22 protein-coding genes and 1 pseudogene are annotated in these 17,083 nt (G+C 63.5%); 9 read left to right on the top strand and 14 right to left on the bottom strand.

Annotated features, from left to right (window positions below; genetic code table 11):
* Nucleotides 1–61 precede the first annotated feature (61 nt).
* The 6 genes from G333_RS0102040 to G333_RS0102015 all read right to left on the bottom strand — a co-directional run bounded on the left by G333_RS0102040 (nt 62) and on the right by G333_RS0102015 (nt 6,619).
* On the bottom strand, nt 62–3,301 hold the full coding sequence (locus G333_RS0102040; protein ID WP_019627527.1) for a pilus assembly protein: 3,240 nt from the start codon (nt 3,299–3,301) through the stop codon (nt 62–64).
* A 31-nt stretch (nt 3,302–3,332) separates the two neighbouring features.
* A complete protein-coding gene (locus G333_RS0102035; protein ID WP_019627526.1) occupies nt 3,333–3,911 on the bottom strand; it encodes a PilX N-terminal domain-containing pilus assembly protein in 579 nt (192 codons plus the stop codon).
* Complete coding sequence (locus G333_RS0102030) at nt 3,908–4,942, bottom strand: PilW family protein (RefSeq protein ID WP_017942642.1); 1,035 nt, start codon at nt 4,940–4,942, stop codon at nt 3,908–3,910. The genes G333_RS0102035 and G333_RS0102030 overlap by 4 nt, the downstream gene beginning before the upstream one ends.
* A complete protein-coding gene (gene pilV, locus G333_RS0102025; RefSeq protein WP_017942643.1) occupies nt 4,939–5,406 on the bottom strand; it encodes a type IV pilus modification protein PilV in 468 nt (155 codons plus the stop codon). Before pilV ends, G333_RS0102030 begins: the two co-directional genes overlap by 4 nt.
* Nucleotides 5,403–5,936: a GspH/FimT family pseudopilin gene (locus G333_RS0102020; RefSeq protein ID WP_081624488.1), complete on the bottom strand. Its 534-nt coding sequence runs from the start codon at nt 5,934–5,936 to the stop codon at nt 5,403–5,405. Before G333_RS0102020 ends, pilV begins: the two co-directional genes overlap by 4 nt.
* Before the next feature lie 158 nt (nt 5,937–6,094).
* Entirely contained in the window at nt 6,095–6,619 is a 525-nt protein-coding gene (locus G333_RS0102015; protein ID WP_017942645.1) for a GspH/FimT family pseudopilin, read from the bottom strand.
* Nucleotides 6,620–6,952: 333 nt separating this feature from the next.
* Between G333_RS0102015 and G333_RS0102010 the strand changes: the two genes are divergently transcribed.
* Nucleotides 6,953–7,819: an SUMF1/EgtB/PvdO family nonheme iron enzyme gene (locus G333_RS0102010; RefSeq protein ID WP_019627524.1), complete on the top strand. Its 867-nt coding sequence runs from the start codon at nt 6,953–6,955 to the stop codon at nt 7,817–7,819.
* A 109-nt stretch (nt 7,820–7,928) separates the two neighbouring features.
* Here G333_RS0102010 and G333_RS0102005 read toward each other — a convergent pair whose 3' ends face one another.
* The gene (locus tag G333_RS0102005; RefSeq protein ID WP_018938263.1) at nt 7,929–8,309 is read right to left on the bottom strand and encodes a type II toxin-antitoxin system VapC family toxin; all 381 of its coding nucleotides are present in this window, start codon (nt 8,307–8,309) and stop codon (nt 7,929–7,931) included.
* Entirely contained in the window at nt 8,309–8,551 is a 243-nt protein-coding gene (locus G333_RS0102000) for a type II toxin-antitoxin system Phd/YefM family antitoxin (RefSeq protein WP_019627523.1), read from the bottom strand. The genes G333_RS0102005 and G333_RS0102000 overlap by 1 nt, the downstream gene beginning before the upstream one ends.
* 219 nt (nt 8,552–8,770) lie before the next feature.
* Between G333_RS0102000 and G333_RS14535 the strand changes: the two are divergent.
* A pseudogene (locus tag G333_RS14535) lies at nt 8,771–8,980 on the top strand (type II toxin-antitoxin system RelE/ParE family toxin); the annotation flags it as partial.
* A 379-nt stretch (nt 8,981–9,359) separates the two neighbouring features.
* Nucleotides 9,360–9,659: a HigA family addiction module antitoxin gene (locus G333_RS0101995; RefSeq protein ID WP_018144608.1), complete on the top strand. Its 300-nt coding sequence runs from the start codon at nt 9,360–9,362 to the stop codon at nt 9,657–9,659.
* Nucleotides 9,660–9,718: 59 nt separating this feature from the next.
* Here the strand turns inward: G333_RS0101995 and G333_RS0101990 are convergent, their stop codons facing one another.
* The gene (locus tag G333_RS0101990) at nt 9,719–10,258 is read right to left on the bottom strand and encodes a protein disulfide oxidoreductase (protein ID WP_019627522.1); all 540 of its coding nucleotides are present in this window, start codon (nt 10,256–10,258) and stop codon (nt 9,719–9,721) included.
* Nucleotides 10,255–10,686: a hypothetical protein gene (locus G333_RS0101985; protein ID WP_018168333.1), complete on the bottom strand. Its 432-nt coding sequence runs from the start codon at nt 10,684–10,686 to the stop codon at nt 10,255–10,257. The genes G333_RS0101990 and G333_RS0101985 overlap by 4 nt, the downstream gene beginning before the upstream one ends.
* Before the next feature lie 134 nt (nt 10,687–10,820).
* Here G333_RS0101985 and nadA point away from each other — a divergent pair, with 134 nt between their 5' ends.
* From nadA to G333_RS0101970, 3 genes are read left to right on the top strand one after another with little or no spacing between them, the layout of a single operon-like run.
* Nucleotides 10,821–11,903 (top strand): quinolinate synthase NadA, encoded by a 1,083-nt coding sequence (gene nadA, locus G333_RS0101980; protein WP_018144605.1) that lies wholly within the window; start codon nt 10,821–10,823, stop codon nt 11,901–11,903.
* 43 nt (nt 11,904–11,946) lie between these two features.
* Nucleotides 11,947–12,258, top strand: a complete 312-nt coding sequence (locus G333_RS0101975; protein WP_019627521.1) for a nucleotidyltransferase family protein — start codon at nt 11,947–11,949, stop codon at nt 12,256–12,258.
* Nucleotides 12,259–12,262: 4 nt separating this feature from the next.
* Nucleotides 12,263–12,604: a DUF86 domain-containing protein gene (locus tag G333_RS0101970; protein ID WP_019627520.1), complete on the top strand. Its 342-nt coding sequence runs from the start codon at nt 12,263–12,265 to the stop codon at nt 12,602–12,604.
* 76 nt (nt 12,605–12,680) lie between these two features.
* On the opposite strand, the gene G333_RS0101965 is transcribed toward G333_RS0101970, so the two are convergent.
* A complete protein-coding gene (locus G333_RS0101965; protein ID WP_018144602.1) occupies nt 12,681–12,887 on the bottom strand; it encodes a hypothetical protein in 207 nt (68 codons plus the stop codon).
* Nucleotides 12,888–12,985: 98 nt separating this feature from the next.
* Here G333_RS0101965 and G333_RS0101960 point away from each other — a divergent pair, with 98 nt between their 5' ends.
* Nucleotides 12,986–13,342, top strand: coding sequence for a hypothetical protein (locus tag G333_RS0101960; RefSeq protein WP_018168331.1), 357 nt, complete (start codon nt 12,986–12,988; stop codon nt 13,340–13,342).
* Nucleotides 13,343–13,639: 297 nt separating this feature from the next.
* Here the strand turns inward: G333_RS0101960 and G333_RS0101955 are convergent, their stop codons facing one another.
* Nucleotides 13,640–14,170, bottom strand: coding sequence for a hypothetical protein (locus G333_RS0101955; RefSeq protein WP_018952238.1), 531 nt, complete (start codon nt 14,168–14,170; stop codon nt 13,640–13,642).
* Nucleotides 14,171–14,345: 175 nt separating this feature from the next.
* Entirely contained in the window at nt 14,346–14,927 is a 582-nt protein-coding gene (locus G333_RS0101950) for a thioredoxin family protein (protein ID WP_018952239.1), read from the bottom strand.
* A 115-nt stretch (nt 14,928–15,042) separates the two neighbouring features.
* Between G333_RS0101950 and G333_RS0101945 the strand changes: the two genes are divergently transcribed.
* A complete protein-coding gene (locus tag G333_RS0101945; RefSeq protein WP_018952240.1) occupies nt 15,043–15,783 on the top strand; it encodes a ferredoxin--NADP reductase in 741 nt (246 codons plus the stop codon).
* Between the two features lie 120 nt (nt 15,784–15,903).
* Here G333_RS0101945 and G333_RS0101940 read toward each other — a convergent pair whose 3' ends face one another.
* Entirely contained in the window at nt 15,904–16,674 is a 771-nt protein-coding gene (locus G333_RS0101940; protein WP_019568107.1) for a S9 family peptidase, read from the bottom strand.
* Between the two features lie 141 nt (nt 16,675–16,815).
* Here G333_RS0101940 and G333_RS0101935 point away from each other — a divergent pair, with 141 nt between their 5' ends.
* Nucleotides 16,816–17,016, top strand: a complete 201-nt coding sequence (locus tag G333_RS0101935) for a YdcH family protein (protein WP_018168326.1) — start codon at nt 16,816–16,818, stop codon at nt 17,014–17,016.
* Nucleotides 17,017–17,083: the final 67 nt, after the last annotated feature.

Below are 17,083 nucleotides of genomic sequence, written 5' to 3'. Positions count from 1 at the left end.
TTTTGCTCGTGAAGCCAGCAAGTTACGGGCGAGGCAGAACGCCCCGCCCAGGCCCGGGCGACTATTGCATGATGATCTCGCGCCAGGACATGCGGCCGGTGTCGGTCCCCACGGTTTGCGTGCGTACCGATTCGATCTGGCCGTCCTCGGTGCTGACCTGCATGGAATCCCCAACGAACGTTGGCTGGTTCGGGCTGCTCACCGTGCCGATGGCGGATACAGGTACCAGTTCGCCGTTGACGTCCATCATGTCGGCGTCGGTGAAGTCGCCGTCGCCATCCACGTCGAAGAATGTGAACGGGAGACGTGCGCCGGTAAACGGATTGATGGCGTAGATAAATCCGCGCCCTGTCGGTTCGCAGGGGTCACTCCCGTCGGGAGTGCGGGTTTGCCCGACCAGCACGTTTCCGCGGAACTGATTGGGGGTCACCATGCGCTCGCCCTCGGGATTGCTGTTGGCGACCAGGTCGATGTACCAGCCGCGACGCTGTTCTCCAGTGGTGGCGTCTTCGAAGTCCGAGGCCGAACCATCCTCGATAGTCCTCACTTCGCGTCCGCTGACTGTGGTTTGTGCTTCGATCTGGCGTTCTACCAGATCATCGCGGTCGTCGATTGTGGAGCCGTCGTCGATCAGGCCATACCAGGTCTGCACGCTGGTGTCGTCGAGATCGCTCTCGCCCAGGTAGCGGCCGGTCCCCACGAACACCCAGGTGCGGCCGGTTTGCGGGTCAATTCCGACCAGCGGGGCGGCGGTGATGGGCTGAGGGTTGCCGCTGCTGTCTTCGGCAGCGAACAGCAGTTCCCGGCTGTTGTTGTCCAGATCAAACCGCCAGACGTTGCCTTCCATGTCGCCGGCGTAGACCGTGTCGGTGAAGCCGTCGCCTTCGGCATCCCATGCCGCGATGCCGGCAAGCGCGTTGGAGTCACCCGTTTCCGCCAGGATGGTGGTGATGTCGCCATCGTCGATGCCGACCGAGACCAGTCGGGCACCGCCGTCGGAAGCGTTTGCTCCGTTGCCCATTAGTACGCGCCAATCACCATCGGCTACTTGCGCGATGATCGGCTTGCCGAGGTTTTGCCCCAACTCGTCGCCAAAGGCATCGCCGTCGAGTTCCCACAGGATTTCGATATCGTTGGGATCGGTTACGTCGAGCGCGAAAGCTCCTGGGCCACCGCGGCCCAGGGTCCCGACGAGTATCGTTTTCCAGCCTCCCTGCCCTCCGGGAAGGTAGACGTCCGCCACAGTGAGCTCGCCGTCGACGAAGTACTGGTGTTCGTAGGCGGGATCCGCCAGGGCGGCCAGGTCGTTCACGAGGAATCGCGGAATAAACGCAAAAAGCTCTTCACCCGTGTCGGCATTGAATCCGTGAAGCATGCCGTCATTGCCCCCAATGTAAACTACCGGTGTGCGGCCGATGTTGTCTTCCGCAAACTGCTGGTAGTCGTCCGAGCCGGAGAACCCCGCACCAAGAAAGCGTGTTAGCGACGGTGCACCAACGAAGACGGGTTGAGAGTTGATAAGAGATCCGAGAACCGATTCTCGGTCCCGGAAATCGCCGACGCCGTTTTGCTGCTCTAACGACTGGTCGCCCCGGATGTAGTCGAGAACCGCTTCGGAGCCAACCTCGCTGAATTCCGGCCACTCAAAAGGCTCCAGCAGCAGGGAATTCCCTTGGACCCGGGTAGAGTAAATCCCTCGATCATTCGGGAGGGGGAGTTCTTCGGAAGCCGACCACACGGGGTTGTCCGATGCGACTCCGGTATCCGGGTCCAGATCAAATGCGCGCAGATCCCCTGCCCACGTTCCGCTGACGTACTGGGCCTGATAGATGCGCGAGTCCGTCTCCAGTTCGGTAGAGTTCGCGGCAACCGACGAGCTCGCGCCAACCCGTTCGGTTGCTCTGCGAACGGCTTCGCGGATGCCGTCCGCGAACTCTTCCGGGCTTTGAGTGGCATAGAATTGCCCCCGGCTGTTGACCGCCGCGTGAGCTAAGTCGGTGATCGTTGTTGCTGTATTCGCGACCGGAGTGGGCCAGCCATCCTCGGGAAACTCGTCATCGTCATCGAGAATGGACGCGAAGATGCGATCAACGTCCCAGCCAGACGGTAATCCTGCCGGTTCTACCCCCAAGCCGAGGCCGATGGTGACCATGTGTTGCCAGAATGCTGGATTTTCCCGGTTAGTTGGGACGTTGTTGGTCAGGTCCGGTTTCAGGTCCCTTTTCCAGAAGTGCATGGCAATATCGGCCAGCATGTCGGAGTCATCGGCTGCGAACGGAGGTCCAGGTTGGTACTGGAACGCGCGCCCGGATGGGCCGGTGATTTCGCCCCCGCCCTGTCCATCCGCGTTCCCTAGTCCCGAGAAATTCCCGTTCCAGAACCCGTCCGTATTCAGGATGGTGTAGGACTGGCGGCACGATACGCCATCGTCCCAGGCATTCTCTTCATAGTATTCGCCTGCTTGATAAAGTGCGCGGCGTAGGGGCGTGCTGCCCGAAGCAGGCGTGTCGAAGATCCATTGAAAAAAGTTCTGGCGGTGTGTGCCCCCGAATTGGGCTAAGTCTTCTTCCACGGATGGGCTTTGGTTGATTCTCCCCCATCCGAGCTGGATATCCTGCCCGATCTCTGTCGTGCCATCTGACGCTAGGCCAAATTCCGAAAAGGCGATCGTCATGCTGGCCTTGGCGGACATGAGTCGTGTCCGGTAATAGCTGTACCAGTTGGCGAAATTCGTCCGTTCGTCCGCGCCGCCGGGTCCGGATGTGGCGCTTACCTGAACTTTGCTGTAGCAGGCATCATCATTCACGTTGCCGCAGCTGGGGGCGTATTCGAAGTAGTAGGCGGGCTCCTCGGGGCCTGCATAGGCTTGGGCAGTCCCAGAGTAGTACCAGGTAGGCCGGAAGTCGGCACTTAAATCCACCGTACTGTTATCACGGTTTTCGGCATACCCATTCGTCCATGCGGCGGTGAAGTCGGCATCACCCAGGGATTCTCCGTCGGCATCAACCGGCGGCTGATACGTGTACTCAGGGTCGTAATACTGGGCATTGAATGTGGAAGACTTGGCGCGGTCCGTGGTACGGGCACCGAATATCCCATCCGGAATGAAAGACCATTGCATGGACCCAGAATCATCCAGGATAAACAGGATGTTCGGGGGAATCGCCGGAGCGACGATCAATGGTTGTTGTGCCACGTCGACATTCGCCTGAGCGGTAGTGCCCCAGGTGAAGGTCGCAATGGCCAGGGCCAAGGCCATGAGGGCTTTTGTCTTGATGGTCGAGCGATGGATAGGTTTCATGATGTTGGCTCCGGGGCGGTTGGCCCGAGATCTAGTTCGCGACCTTGATGGTGCTCTGTAAGACCACATAGGAGCGGTCTTCGTCGACATTGGGTGCGCGGTTGCGCGCGGTGACGCGGAAGAAGTTGGCGATGGCGGTGCCATCGGTCGCGCCATACTGTTGGGCACCTGCGCTGCGGTCCTGCCCCAGGTCACTTTCGCCGGAGCCAACCCCAAGGAACTGAACATAGTACTGGGCAGTGGTGTCGGTCAGGGCGGTATTGACGATGAAATTGCCCCCGACGTTTTGCCATACACCGCCGGTTCCCATCGGCACCACGTCGCAAAGCTCACCGGGGCGGCAGTCTTCGTGGGTCAGCGACTGCAGATCCGGGTCACTCCGGATTGCATCCTCGCCAGCACGGAGCGCGGCTTCGGCGGCCTGGAAGGCCAGGCTTCGGTCGTACTGGTTGCCGCTCATGCGCTCCTGGAGCGTAACGCCTTGCATGCCGGCAACACCCACCAGCGTGATGATGACCAGCAGGACCAGAGTGACCACGAGCGCGACACCATGCTGGTGGCGCGGTAGGGAGAAGTGTCGGCTGCCCAGGGGGTAAGGGTGGTTATTCATGGCAGACGGTTCCTCAGGGCGATCACGTGGGTGACGTCGCGCGACAGACGGCCATCGTCCTGGTTGGGGTTGGTGGTAATTCGATCGGCAGCGCTCAGGAAGCTCAAGGTCAGTTCAAGGGCGTCGACCTGTTCCCACGCCGTGGCATTCAGTGCGCTGGGGTTATCCCAGCCGTCCATGCCACTGCGGTGGGCCCGGATGGTCATGTCGCTAACGCCCGCTACAACCTCCTCGCGGACAACATTTCCCTGATTCACGCGTGCGCGGTAGAGCGAGAATCCGCCTTCGTCGTCGCGTCCGTTATGGCCGATGTACCAAGTGACAGATTTGAAGTAGGCGACGGTGGCGTTTGTGTCGTAGATGTAGGGGGTCCCGGGGTTCTGACAAACGGTTGGGTAGCCTTGTCCTGTAGAGCAATTCCCTGGGTTTCCGGCACCGGAATTGGCGACGACTGTGGTGTTCTGTTGCTGGTAGTTAGTGACCTGAAAAATCGTTGCCTGATTGGGGTCGCACACCATCAAGATGTCACCGGCTTCGAACTCGTCGGTCGGGAGATTCAGGAAGAGGTTCGCTGACTGTGCGGCGGACTGACGGTCGGCCAATCCAACCCCGAGGCCATCCGTACCTTGGATGTGTACCGCATGGGTGCCCTGCACACGATCGCCGGGATCAGTGCCGAACGGAGCCATGCCCGTTGCCTCGTCCCCTTCATAAGCGCGGATGCCGGCCCAGGTGGCCCATTCGTCGCTACCCGCATTGTTCAGGACGTTCGCGACCCGGGTGCTGTCTCCGCAGGCATTTCCGGCCGCCTGGCGAAGTTCGCGACCCAAAATTTCAAACGAGGTTCGGGCGCTTTCCTGGATCTGTGAAAGGCCTTCGTTGATGCGGTAGGTCTGCTGGTTGGAGAGGAAGACGCCGATGGTTGCGCCGACCACAAGCAGCCCGAGCACCATCGCGATCATCAACTCCACCAGGGTGAAACCATGGAGGGTGCGGGACGACATCCGCTTGCTGGAATGACGCTTGTTCATATCCGGACCTCGATTGTCAGAGTCTGCAATTCGTCGTCGTCAGCGCTTTGCGTGGCACGTGCCTGGTTCCAGCGGGTGGAGATGGTGCAGCGTTCGTTCTGGCAGTTGATCGACCCGGTCGCTTCCTCGCCCAGCAGGGCCTGGAGGTTTTGGCGCCAGGAGCTGACCGCCGTCGCGGCGAAGCTGCTACCCGTGGGGGCGTCATCGTCGATGCCGATCTCGAACGAAGAGAGGGGCTGGCCAGCGGGGTTGGCCCGAAGGGCGTCGGCGATGGAGTAGCTCTCCATCACCGCGACGCTGCGCTGGAATGCCGATTCGTTGTTGGCAAGGGCGCGGGTTTGCAGCGCGGCCAGACCCAGCAGACCAATGGAGAGCACAAGCACTGCGATCAGTATTTCAATGAGGCCGACCCCCCGAATGTGTGCGGGGTTCAGCCGATGGCTGCGGTTAGCGGTCGAATTCATGAACAGTCCCCCGACTGGCGGGCGATCGAGATGCGGCTGCCGGCGCCCAGGTTGATGCAACGGGTGTTCTCCGACGGGCCCGTGTTGGATTGCACCTGGATATATCGATCCTGAATGAGGTTGTCGCCGTCGTAGGTCAGACCGTCCCCGCGGATCAGCATCTCGTCGGAAGAGAGATCGGAGGTCGTCGTGAAGCGCCCGCCGAAATCGCTGACGGTTCCCCGACGGATGACCTCGGTCCCGCCGGCGGTGGTATTGGTTAACACGGCCCAGTCGGTCCATGCGCCCGAGTTGCCTGCGCATTGGGTGGCGGTGGAGCTGGTCGTGCGGCAAAACCGAACGCTGCGGTTGCGCTTGATCGCCTCCGAGCGCGCGATGCTTACGGCTGTAATCAGTTCGTTAGCCTGCGTGGTCAGGCCGTTGCTGATGCGTAGATTCATAAAGCTGGGGACCGCGATTGCCATCAGGATGGCGGCCACTGCGATGGTGATCATTAGCTCTACGAGCGTGAATCCGTGGGGTCGGGTCATTGGGCGTCAGCCGTTCGGGGTTTCCGTAACCCTAGTGATAAGCACGCCGCGTATGCACTGCAAGCGGTGGCCGGGTTAGTGGTCGAATCGCGCTGATGAGCGGTTGCCGACACGGCTGCGGAGGCGTTACCGGTGGTGTATCGGCAAGCAGCCCTTACTCAGGTGCAGTCGGTAGTGGCGACGCGAGGGCGGCCGGCGCTGCTGATGACGATGGCCCGGCCTTCGGCTCCTGTGGCGCAGATGGTGACGGTGCCCATGAGCAGGGCGCCGGAAAGTCGTTCGGATTGGCCGAGGGGATTGTAGGAGATGTGTTGGCTGACGGGCTGATTGCCGGTTACCGCGATGCTCGGGTCGGTCCAGGCGTTGCCCACGCGCAAGATGCTGTCAGGGTCAGTTGGCTGGTTGGAGCGGCCCGGATTGGCGAACAGGATCCAGCCAGCGTCCCAGTTTGTGTCGGTGCAGGTGGCGCCGTCGGTGGAGGTGCACAGCGTGACCAGGGCGCCACGGCGGATGGCCTCGCTGCGGGTCATGTGCAGGTTGGTCAGGAACTGGTTGGTCGTGGTGGTGAGACGGGTCTGTTCAGCGAGGTTGCTGAAGGCAGGGACTCCGATGCCGAGCAGGATCGACGCCACCAAGAGGGTAACCATCAGCTCCACGAGCGTGAAGCCACGCATATGCGGCATGTTTGACTCCTCCCTGAGTCCAAACAAGATCCGAAGCGTAAAATGGCGTTGCAGAGCCTGCAAGTGAAGGCGTGTCGGGGCGAACCTCGGGCGTTGGCGCTTGCCTACAGGAAGGCGGCGCAGGTGGCAGGCGGCGCTATCGTGTTGTCTGCATTGCCGGGTAGTTCGAACCGCCGGTTGGGATGGGTGGCGAAGAAGCGCCTGGGTTCAGGCAGGCGATTGCTTCGCTTCGCTCGCAATGACGGAGTGGGGATGGCAATGACAGGGTAGGGCTGGCAGTGACGGGATGTTGCGTCTGCTGCGAGATTGAAGGTGTTGGAGGTGAGCAGGCCCATGGTGAAGGACGTTCAGCGGTTGGATCAGGCGGATTTGCTGGATCTGCAGCAGCAGGCGGCGCGCCAGGCGGGCGTGGCGGTCGGGTTTCGTGACGAGGCGCGCTCCGGTGCGCCGACGCCGGAGCTGCAGGTGATCCCGGCCGGGGAGTTCGAGATGGGTTCGGATGCCTCGGAGTATGGCCATCAGCCACACGAGGCACCGCGGCGCTTCGTGGCGCTGGAGCGGTCCTTTGCCCTGGGGCGCTACGCGATCACGCGCGAGGAGTGGGAGGCCTTCCAGACCGCGACCGGCTGGGAACCCTGGGAGTGGCTGGTGTGGCCCAGCACCCCGCGCATGCCGATCTTTAACATCAAGCCGGACAGCATCCAGCAGTATCTCGACTGGCTGAGCGAGGAAACGGGCAAGCGCTATCGTCTGCCGACCGAGGCGGAGTGGGAATACGCCTGTCGGGCGGGCACGCGCACGCCGTTCGCCTTTGGCGAGGTGGTGGGGTGCCGCGACGTGCACTTCAATTCGCTGTTTCCGTACGAGGAACGGCGCCAGCGGCGCAGGTGGTATATCCCGGCGTGTTTCCCGTTGTCGCGGCCGCTGGATGTGGGCAGCTTCCAGCCGAACCTCTGGGGGCTGTACGACATGCACGGGAACGTGCAGGAGTTCACCTCCACCCCTTGGCACGACGGACACCAGTCGCTGCCGCGTGACGGCGTCTATCGCCGAGACCCGGAAAACGAGTGGCTGGTGACCAAGGGTGGCTCCTGGTTCGACCCTGCCGTGAACACGCGCAGCGCCGCCCGGCGCCGCCGCAACATCGACGAGATGGACACCAACCTGGGCTTCCGCGTCCTGCGCGAGTTGGACGATTAGTCGCTTCGCCCGGGGGCGATGCGTTTCGCTGCGCTCAACGCATCCTTCGGCGTTCGGGTAATGATCGAGTGCGTAGGGTGCACTGAGCGAAGCGAACTGCACCGATCCGTTATTCAGGTCGAAACAGGTGTATTTCCAAGCCCTCAATGTGCCGATAGTGCCGATCGTTGGCCGTGACGAGTGGCAGGCCCAGCTGTGTGGCGGTCGCCGCGATCAGCGCATCGGCCATCTGCATGTTGTGGCTGAGAGCGTAGGTCTCGACAAGGAAGGTTGCGCGGTTCGAGATGGCTTCGCTTACCGGTTGGATGCGGGCATCCCAGTACTGGACGGCTTGGCGCAGCGCGCGGAATTCGGTCTGGTCGCGCAGGCCCTGGATGAGCTCCATGTACGTTACGGCGGACACCGTGAATCCGGGCGAGCGGTCGAGCCATTCGCCGGCTTTCTGATTCCCGCGCAGATTCCAGATCAGGACATCCGTGTCCACTAGCATTACTTGAATTTCCTCGGTTGCCGGATTCGTCGGACGTAGTCGTCAACCGAGCCTTGCTGGTCCCGCCAGAGTCCAAACAGAGGATTGTGGGCGGCGCGTGTTTGCGGGGCCGCGGCGCTCCGGTATGGGACTAATTTGGCGCGCAAGCGGCCTCGATACGTGATCTCGATCTCCTCGCCCCGGTCCACGGCGGCGAGCAGTTCGCGGCTGTGCAGGCGCATGTCCTTGGTGGTGGCTTCCATGGCGGCCTCCCTTGGTTACACTTTGAAGTGTAACTTGTGCGCGTTGGGGGTCAAGAAGCTGGGTTGCTGGCAACGGCCATTTTGATGCGTTTCGCTTCGCTCAACAGCATCCTACGCGGGGCTGGCTGGCTGGCTGGCTGGCTGGGTGTAGGGTGCACTGAGCGAAGCGAGCTGCGCCACTGGTTTGCTGCTTACCGTTAAGCGTTATATCATGTGCCCATGATCAGAAGCTTTCGGTGTAGGGAAACCCGGGCGCTGTTCGAAACGGGCAGGAGTCGACGTTGGTCAAGCGTCCGAACGATCGCGGAACGCAAGCTGATTCAGCTTCAAGCGGCGGAGACGCTGCAGGATTTGCGGTCACCGCCGGGGAACCGGCTGGAGGCCCTGTCTGGTGACCGCGTGGGACAGCACAGCATTCGCATCAATGCCTAGGGAAACACTGATCAATGTACGCGCTCGCGTTGGTGCCCCCTGTTTTCCGAGACAAGGCGCGTCGCGCAGTGCCGTAGTCATTCTACGGCCAAGCGGCGTAACGCCGGGTCGGGGAACAGGGGGCACCAACCCCACAGGGGCTCGGCCGCCCGTTGTTGACGAAAACGGGCGCGCGCACTGCGTTGCGGCTCCCTTGTGCAGAGTGACTGCACGGAAGTCGCCGCGCCTTGTTCGCGTGCAAAAGCGACTCGAGCGCGAGTGCGTACATTGATCAGTGTTTCCCTGGTGGCGCATTTGTTTCCGGTGGACGGACGAGGGTGCCGAGGACGTGGAGATCGTCGATTACCACTGAAGGGTTCCCGAAGGAGGTTAGAGCATGACTACAAACGGTATGCGGCCCATCCATCCAGGCGAGGTCCTGCGCGAGGAGTTTCTTGCTCCGCTAGGGCTTAGTGTGAACGCGCTTGCCGGGGCATTGCACGTGCCGACGACGCGCATGAATGACATTGTGCGCGAGCGCCGGGGCGTCTCCGCCGACACGGCTATGAGGCTGGCGCGTTATTTCGGTACTTCCGAGCGTTTCTGGCTGAACCTCCAGGTTGAATACGAATTGCGGCGTGCCCAGATCGAACTCGCCGACCGCGTGCGTAGCGAGATCGAACCCCGCGCCGCGTGATCACGGTTGGACGTAGGGTGCACTGAGCGAAGCGAGCTGCACCGTGTCGGGCGGTGCCGCTACAGCCAGCGGGCGAGCCAGAGGCGCAGGCGCAGTTCGAGCGGCGGGGCGTAGCCCTGCTTGCGGAAGACGATTTCGCCGTCGGGTGTGATGATGAAGCTGGCCGGGACGCCGCGCACGTTGTAGCGCGCGGCGAGGGCGCCCTCCGGGTCGTTGATCACGGCGAGTTCGCGCTCCTGTTCGGTCATGTGTTCGAGCAGCTCTTCGTCCACGCCGGACTGCATGGCGACCGTCAGAACCGGGTGGCCTTGCGACAGGCGCACGATCTCGCCTGCCTCCAGGCGGCAGATCGGGCACCAGGTGGCCCAGAAGTGCAGCAGCATGGGTTCGTCCGCGTAGTCCGCAAGCGACACGGGTGTGCCGTCCAGCAAAAGGGCCTCGAATTGAGGCGCCGGGCCCTCGACCATGTCGCGCGCCATCCAGGCGCGCACCGCCAGGAAGATCACGAGCGCGAGCCCGATCTGGATGCCCCAGCTGAGCGCGCGGCGGCGCCGCGAGGGCTTGGGGCGTTTCGGCGTTTCTGGCGGGGTCTCGGTCAACGGATCATCTCGGCTTGTCCAGGGCGTGCGCGGGTGCCGCGGGTCTTCGGGCCCTTGCGCACGGCGATGCGTACCAGTTCGTCCTCGTCTTTCATCAGGCGTTCCCTCTGTGCCTCGGTCAACAGCGGATTGCGCGCGACGAAGTAGCGCAGGTTGGGGTCGCGGTCGTTTACGCAAGCCTCCACCTGGTCCGGGGTCAGGTCCGGGCGCTTGGCGCAGTTGAGGCGCACGGTCTGGTTCGGGTCGGCCAGTAGGAGGACGACCTCTTCCGGCGTCAGGTCCATGCGCCGCGAGAAATACGCCTTCACCTGGGCGTGCTGGTCGCGTACCAGTAGCGGGCGCCACTGGTCCTCAAGGTCCGCGGACAGGGCAAGGTCCATGCGTTCCTCGAACGTCATCGCCTTGTATTGCTGCTTCAGTTCGGTCATTGCCGCGACATTATAGGCGGGCCGGTTGGGATGCGCGGATACGACCCCACAATGTGCAGGAACGACAGCGGCCGGGGCCCTGTCGTACTATTAGAAGACGATGATCTACCCCGGATCCTGGGGTGAGAGGGCAGATGAACGCACCGGTGGCCGAAAAACCGATTTTCCACGTGCCGCGCACGGACCATGTGACGGCCTCGCTGCACGCGTTGACCGACACTCAGCGCGACGAGCTGGTGCGCCGCATCAAGCGCTTGCTGATCGAGCGCAACGCGGTGCTGGTTGCGCATTACTACGTGGACGAATCCCTGCAGCGCCTGGCGGACGAGACCGGCGGCTGTGTGTCCGACTCCCTGGAGATGGCGCGCTTCGGCAAGGAGCACCCGGCCGAGACGCTGGTGGTGGCCGGCGTGCGCTTCATGGGCGAGACCGCCAAGATCCTGAGCCCGGAAAAGCGCGTGCTGATGCCGACGCTGGAGGCGGAGTGCTCGCTGGACCTGGGCTGTCCGGCGGACGAGTTCGCGAAGTTCCGCGCGCAGTATCCGGATCACACGGTCGTCGTGTATTCGAATACCTCGGTGGACGTGAAGGCGCAGGCCGATTACGTCGTCACCTCCAGCATCGCCGTGCCGTTGGTCGAGCACCTGCGCGACCAGGGCAAGAAGGTTCTCTGGGCCCCGGACAAGCACCTGGGCGATTACATCCGCCGTACCACCGGCGCCGACATGGTGCTTTGGGACGGCTCCTGCGTGGTGCACGACGAGTTCCGCTCCTGGGCGCTGGAAGATCTGCGCGGGCGCCATCCCGGCGCCGCCGTGCTGGTCCACCCGGAATCCCCGCGCGAGGTGATCCACCAGGCGGATGTGGTGGGGTCCACCAGCCAGCTGATCGCGGCCGTGAAGGACCGCCCGGAACAGGAATTCATCGTCGCGACGGACAAGGGCATCTTCTACAAGATGCAGCAGGCCGCGCCGGACAAGAAGCTGATCGAGGCACCCACTGGTGGCCACAGCGCCACCTGCACCAGTTGCGCGCACTGCCCGTGGATGGCGATGAACGACCTGGTCTCGCTGGCCGAGACGCTGGAAGACACCAACGAGCCGGCGAAGAACGAGATCTTCGTCGACGAGACCGCGCGCCAGAAGGCCCTGGTCGCCACCCAGCGCATGCTCGACTTCGCCGCCGAACACCGCAAGGCCACCGAAGGCGACGCCTGAGCACTTTGCCGGGATGACCGACGGGCATTAACAGGACGATGTAATGGGCCAAATGTCTCGCAGGCTGGACCGTACCGGCGTCTTGAAGGCGCTCAGAGATCACCGTGCGTATCTCGAACGCGAATTCGGCGTGTGCGGCCTGGCGCTGTTTGGCTCGCTGGCCCGCGACGAGGCCGGAGAGCAGAGTGACGTCGATATCCTGGTGGGTTACGACGGCCCGGCCTCCGCACAACAGTATTTCGGTGTCCAGTTTTACCTCGAGGATCTTCTGGGGTATCCGGTGGATCTGGTCTCGGAAAAAGCTCTGCGCGCCGAACTTCGTCCATTCGTCGAGCGCGAGGCGATCCGTGTCTGAGTCCATGGCCGGGCGCGAGTGGCGTTTCTATCTGGACGACATGATTCGGTTCGCTCGCAAGGCGATGGCCTATACGGATGGTCTTGATCGCGACATGTTCGTACAGAATGAGCTCGTCTTCGACGCCGTACTCCGTAACCTCGAGCTGATCGGCGAGGCTTCCAGTCATGTGCCCCCCGAGGTCCGGGAGGCACATCCGGATATTCCCTGGCGCATGATCGTTGCTACCCGCAATCGGTTGATCCACGCCTATCTGGGTATCGACAGCGACACGATCTGGAATTTGGTGGACGAGCACCTTCCAGATTTGGTCAGCGGTCTCGAGAAGATGCGCCAGGAGTTGTAGGGGCTAGGGTTTTTTGGCCGCCTGTCGGGCTTCGACGTCCGCCGCTAGCTGCGTGGGACATGTGTTCCATAGGTTTCTATCGGTCGTTAAGCCACGCGGCCCACTGCGAGTGGGTGGAGGCGTCCACGCCGGCAGCCTTTGCTTCCTGCTGCAGGTGGGTCTGCAGGTCGGCCATCAGTTCGGAATCCATCAGCTCGGGCTCCAGCGTCAGTTGCGCGTGCAGCGTGCTGTAGACGAGCTTCAGTTCATTCACCGGATAATGCGACCAGTCGAGGTGGGCCATGGTGTCCGTTCTCCATATGGGGTGGGTAATTCGTGTCTCTGAATATAGCTTGGCGTTGACCTCGGTGGCTGGACAAATGGGCTTGCGGGGTATCGGACATGTTTAAGCGGCGGGCGCGCCTGCTGGTGGCGGCCGAGCGGGCCGACGGGCGTGCTGCACGCGTGGCGGAGCTGGGCGCAGCAGCGGAGTTCGAGGACTGGATCGAGGTGCGCCCGGCGCGGATCATGGGCGGGGTCACGGCAGAGGATCTGGCGTGGGCCGATCTGCTCGTGGCGGTCGACGCGGCGGCCGCCCGCGCGATGCCCGCCGAACGCCCGGCCACCTGCCGCCCGAAGTACTGGACGCTGCCGGGCGAGACCGGGGCGGCGTTCGACCTGCAGACCCTGGAGGCGCTGCGTTGCATGGTTGGGGGGATGCGCATGCTCGCGCGCGTGGACGCCGAAGACGACGCCTGACGCATCCTCTCCACGTTCGTCATCCCGGAAACCGGGTAGCAGTTATCCGGGATCTCTTGACCCTGTCCCCATTCCGGCGAGATCCCGGCTCTACGCTCCGCTTCGCCGGGACGGCGATATCCTCCGTCATTGCGAGGCCCCGCGAGGGGCCGTGGCAATATCCATCCGAAACCCCGATGCTCGCGGGTGAGGGGGTGGCGTTCGGGCTGTCCGCGGAGGTCGCCACGGCGCGGCGCGCCTCGCGATGACGTACCCATCAATCCGTCGTGGGGGGCTCCACCGGGGGCTGAGGTGCTTCTACTCCGGGTGGTAGGGGACGGGTGCGCGGGCGTGGAGCTGGGCCAGGTGGTCTTCGTAGAGCGCCCAGATGCGTGGGGCGATGGCGCCGCGCGAGCCGGGGTAGGTGAGGCGGTCGGGGTTGAAGGTGATCAGGCGCTCGATCTCGGTGCAGCGCAGTTCCTCGTTGATCACGTTGAAGATGAGGATCTGCGTACCCTGGTCGGCGATGGGCAGCAGGGCGCCGATGAGGCCGGTGTCGTTCAGCCCGGGGTCGCTGCGGGCATCGCCCAGCTCGGCGGGGGGGCGCACCAGCGTGCCCAACAGCTCCTGATAGGCCTGGTCACAGGCATAGCAGATTTCCGGTGCACGCAGGCCCTGCACGCGCGCACAGGCTTGACGCACCGTTCCGTCTGGCAGCGCCATGCGTTCCGGGGCGACCGGGATGCGGTTGGTCTTGCCGTTCGGAAGCAGGCGCGGGACCGACTCCTGGCAGGAGGGGCAGCGCCATGTTGAGACTCGCGGGCCGTCGATTACGTTATTGGGCGGCATGCGGCGCTCCCCGGAAAATAGATGGGGTCAGTATACGGCGCGGCGAGGGGCTTGTTGGGGATGGCCCGCGGGCGAATGCCGCGGCCAGGATTGGGCGCGGGCAGGGGCATTCGCGGGCAGACTCGCTCCCACAGGGCGATTCCCACAAAGCCTTGTTTGAACAGGAGTGCCCGGTTCAGCCGAAGTAGTCGGGCTCGTTTCCCGGGCGCCACTTGATGTTGCAGCCGAGGCTCGGGTGCTGGGGCTCGGGTGCCGGCTTGCCGGCCAGGAGTGCGTCGCTGGCGGCGCGCAGGTCACGTCCGGTCACCGGGACGTCGGATCCCGGGCGGGTCTCGTCGAACTGGCCGCGATAGTAGAGCTTGCGTTCGGCGTCGAACAGGTAGAAGTCCGGCGTGCAGGCGGCGTGATAGGCCTTGGCGACGGACTGGTCCTCGTCCAGGCAGTAGGGGAAGTTGTAGCCGAAGCGGCGGGCGTCGTCTTTCATCTTGTCCGGGGCGTCGTCCGGCACGGCCTGGATGTCGTTGGAGTTGATCGCGATGACCGCGATGCCCTTGTTCGAATACTCGCGGCCGTAGCGGGCGAATTCGTGACGGATGAGCTGCACGAACGGGCAGTGATTGCAGATAAAGGCGATCATGTAGCCTTTCGCGTCGGGGAAGCTGTCGAGGCTGATGGTCTCGCCGGAGACGACGTCCGGAAGGGAAAAGCGGGGTGCCTCGGTGCCGAGTTCGATCATCTGCGAGGGGGTGCGGGCCATGACTGCTCCAGTGTTCGGATTTGCGACAATTATACGGCGTTGGCCGGGGGTGCTTGAAACCTTCCGGCCCCGCCAGCACTCTTCGAGATAATACCCGAGCAATGGAGTAAGGAATATGGGCTGGGTGACCGGTGTCGTACAGGAGCGCAAGCAGTGGACGGATCGACTGTTCTCGCTGCGGGTGGATGCCGAGGTTGAGCTGTTCAAGGCCGGGCAGTTCAACCGCCTGCGTCTGGAGATCGACGGCGAGCCGGTGGCGCGGCCGTATTCCTATGTGAATGCGCCGGGCGAAACGCCGCTGGACTTCTATCTGATCACCGTTCCGGATGGACCGCTGTCCAATCGTCTGGTGCAGTTGGAGCCGGGCGACACGGTGGAGCTGATGCCGCGCGCGACCGGCTTTTTCACCCTGGATGAGCTACCGGACAGCCGCGACCTGTGGCTGCTCTCCACGGGCACTGCGCTGGGGCCGTTCCTGTCCATGCTGAAGACCGATACCCCCTGGGAACGCTTCGAGAACATCCGCCTGATCCACGCGGCGCGCAAGGCCGAAGAACTGACCTATCAGGACACGATCCGGCAGTTCCAGGAACGTGATTCGAAACGGTTCAAGTACATCCCGTTTGTCAGCCGGGAACCGTGTCCGGGTGGGCTCGAGGGCCGGGTACCGGCCGCGATTGCCGAGGGCCGCCTGGAGCATCACGCGGGCCTGAAGATCACGCCGGAGCACTCCCAGGTCATGCTGTGCGGCAACCCGGACATGGTGAAGGATACCGCCGCGATCCTGCGCGAGCGCGGCCTGGAGAAGAACCGCCGACGCAAGCCGGGGCAGATCACGACCGAGAACTACTGGTAGGTCCCCGGATATGCAGGAGCGTGCTTGCACGCGAAGCCCCTGCCAAAGTCGGAAGTGGGCAGGGGCTTCGCGTGCAAGCACGCTCCTGCGAGTATCAAGCCCCCGGGGCGGGCCCTGGCGCTAGTCCAGCAGGTTCGCCGACCAGGCGCGGATCAGGCCGGCGACATAGCGGGTGTGTTCCGGGCGCGAGAGCAGGTGGTCGGTCTGGTGCAGGGCGACGAAGCTCTTCGGGTGGTGGGCCTGCTGGAAAATCTTGCGGGCGTGGTCGACGCTGACCACGGTGTCGCCCGGTGCATGCAGCAGCAGGAGTGGCTGCTCCAGGGTCTCCAGTGCGGCATCCAGGGTCGGCTCCTCGATCGACTCGATAAAGGCGTGGCCGATTTCCACCGGGCGCCCGCCGATGCTGATGCGGGCCGAACCCTCGCGCCGAATCTCCTCCGCGGTATCGCCGAACAGGTGGGCGACATGGCCGGGGCGGCTGGGGGCGGCGATGGTCACGATGCCGTCCAGTGACTCGCGCTGCGCCCCCACATAGATCGCCATGGCGCCGCCGAAGCTATGGCCGATCAGCAGGTTGGTATGCCGCCCCGTGTAGGTCTCCAGCGCCTCGATGGCGGAGTGCAGATCCTCGCAGTAGGTTGCAAGCGTGCTGTCGCGAAACTCCCCTTCGGAGTCGCCCAGCCCCATGAAGTCGAAGCGCAGGGTGGCGATGCCTTCCGCGGCCAGGGCGCGCGCCAGGCGCACCGTGGCGGGGAAGTCCTTGGAGCAGGCGAAACAGTGGGCAATGCAGGCCTGGCCGCGGATGGCATCCGCCTCGGGCGCGACGATCACGCCGCCGAGGCGGACGCCGCGCGGGGTCTGAATGGTCAGCGGCGTGTTGTGGGTCGCCATCGGGGGGGGCTCCGGATGAATGGTATTCGCTATGGTCCCACCGGGGACGGTCTGCGATCATACGGGTTTGATGATCCGAATGGCCACGCGGGGTGTCTCCCGGTATGCGGCCACCACTTCACGGGACCACTGGGGGACGGCTTGGAAACCGAGAGTCAGATTCGCGCACGCCTGGCCGAGCTGGAGGCCGAGCACCGGGCTCTGGATTCCGCGATCGGCGTGATGCACGAGCAGGCCGCACCGGACATCTTCGCCATTCAGCGCCTGAAGAAGCGCAAGCTGCAGTTGAAGGACTCTATCCAGCGCCTGCGCAGCCGCCTGATCCCCGACCTCAACGCCTGACCCGGGTGCATTCATCACGAAGCGGATGAAGGCACGAAGAAGGGCAGGGTCAAGATCGGTTGAACCA

The organism is Thioalkalivibrio sp. AKL10, from assembly GCF_000381845.1.
Classification (GTDB): Bacteria; Pseudomonadota; Gammaproteobacteria; order Ectothiorhodospirales; family Ectothiorhodospiraceae; genus Thioalkalivibrio; species Thioalkalivibrio versutus.
Note: the sequence above shows the minus strand (reverse complement) of the source record. Positions and strands in the feature narration are given on the sequence as shown.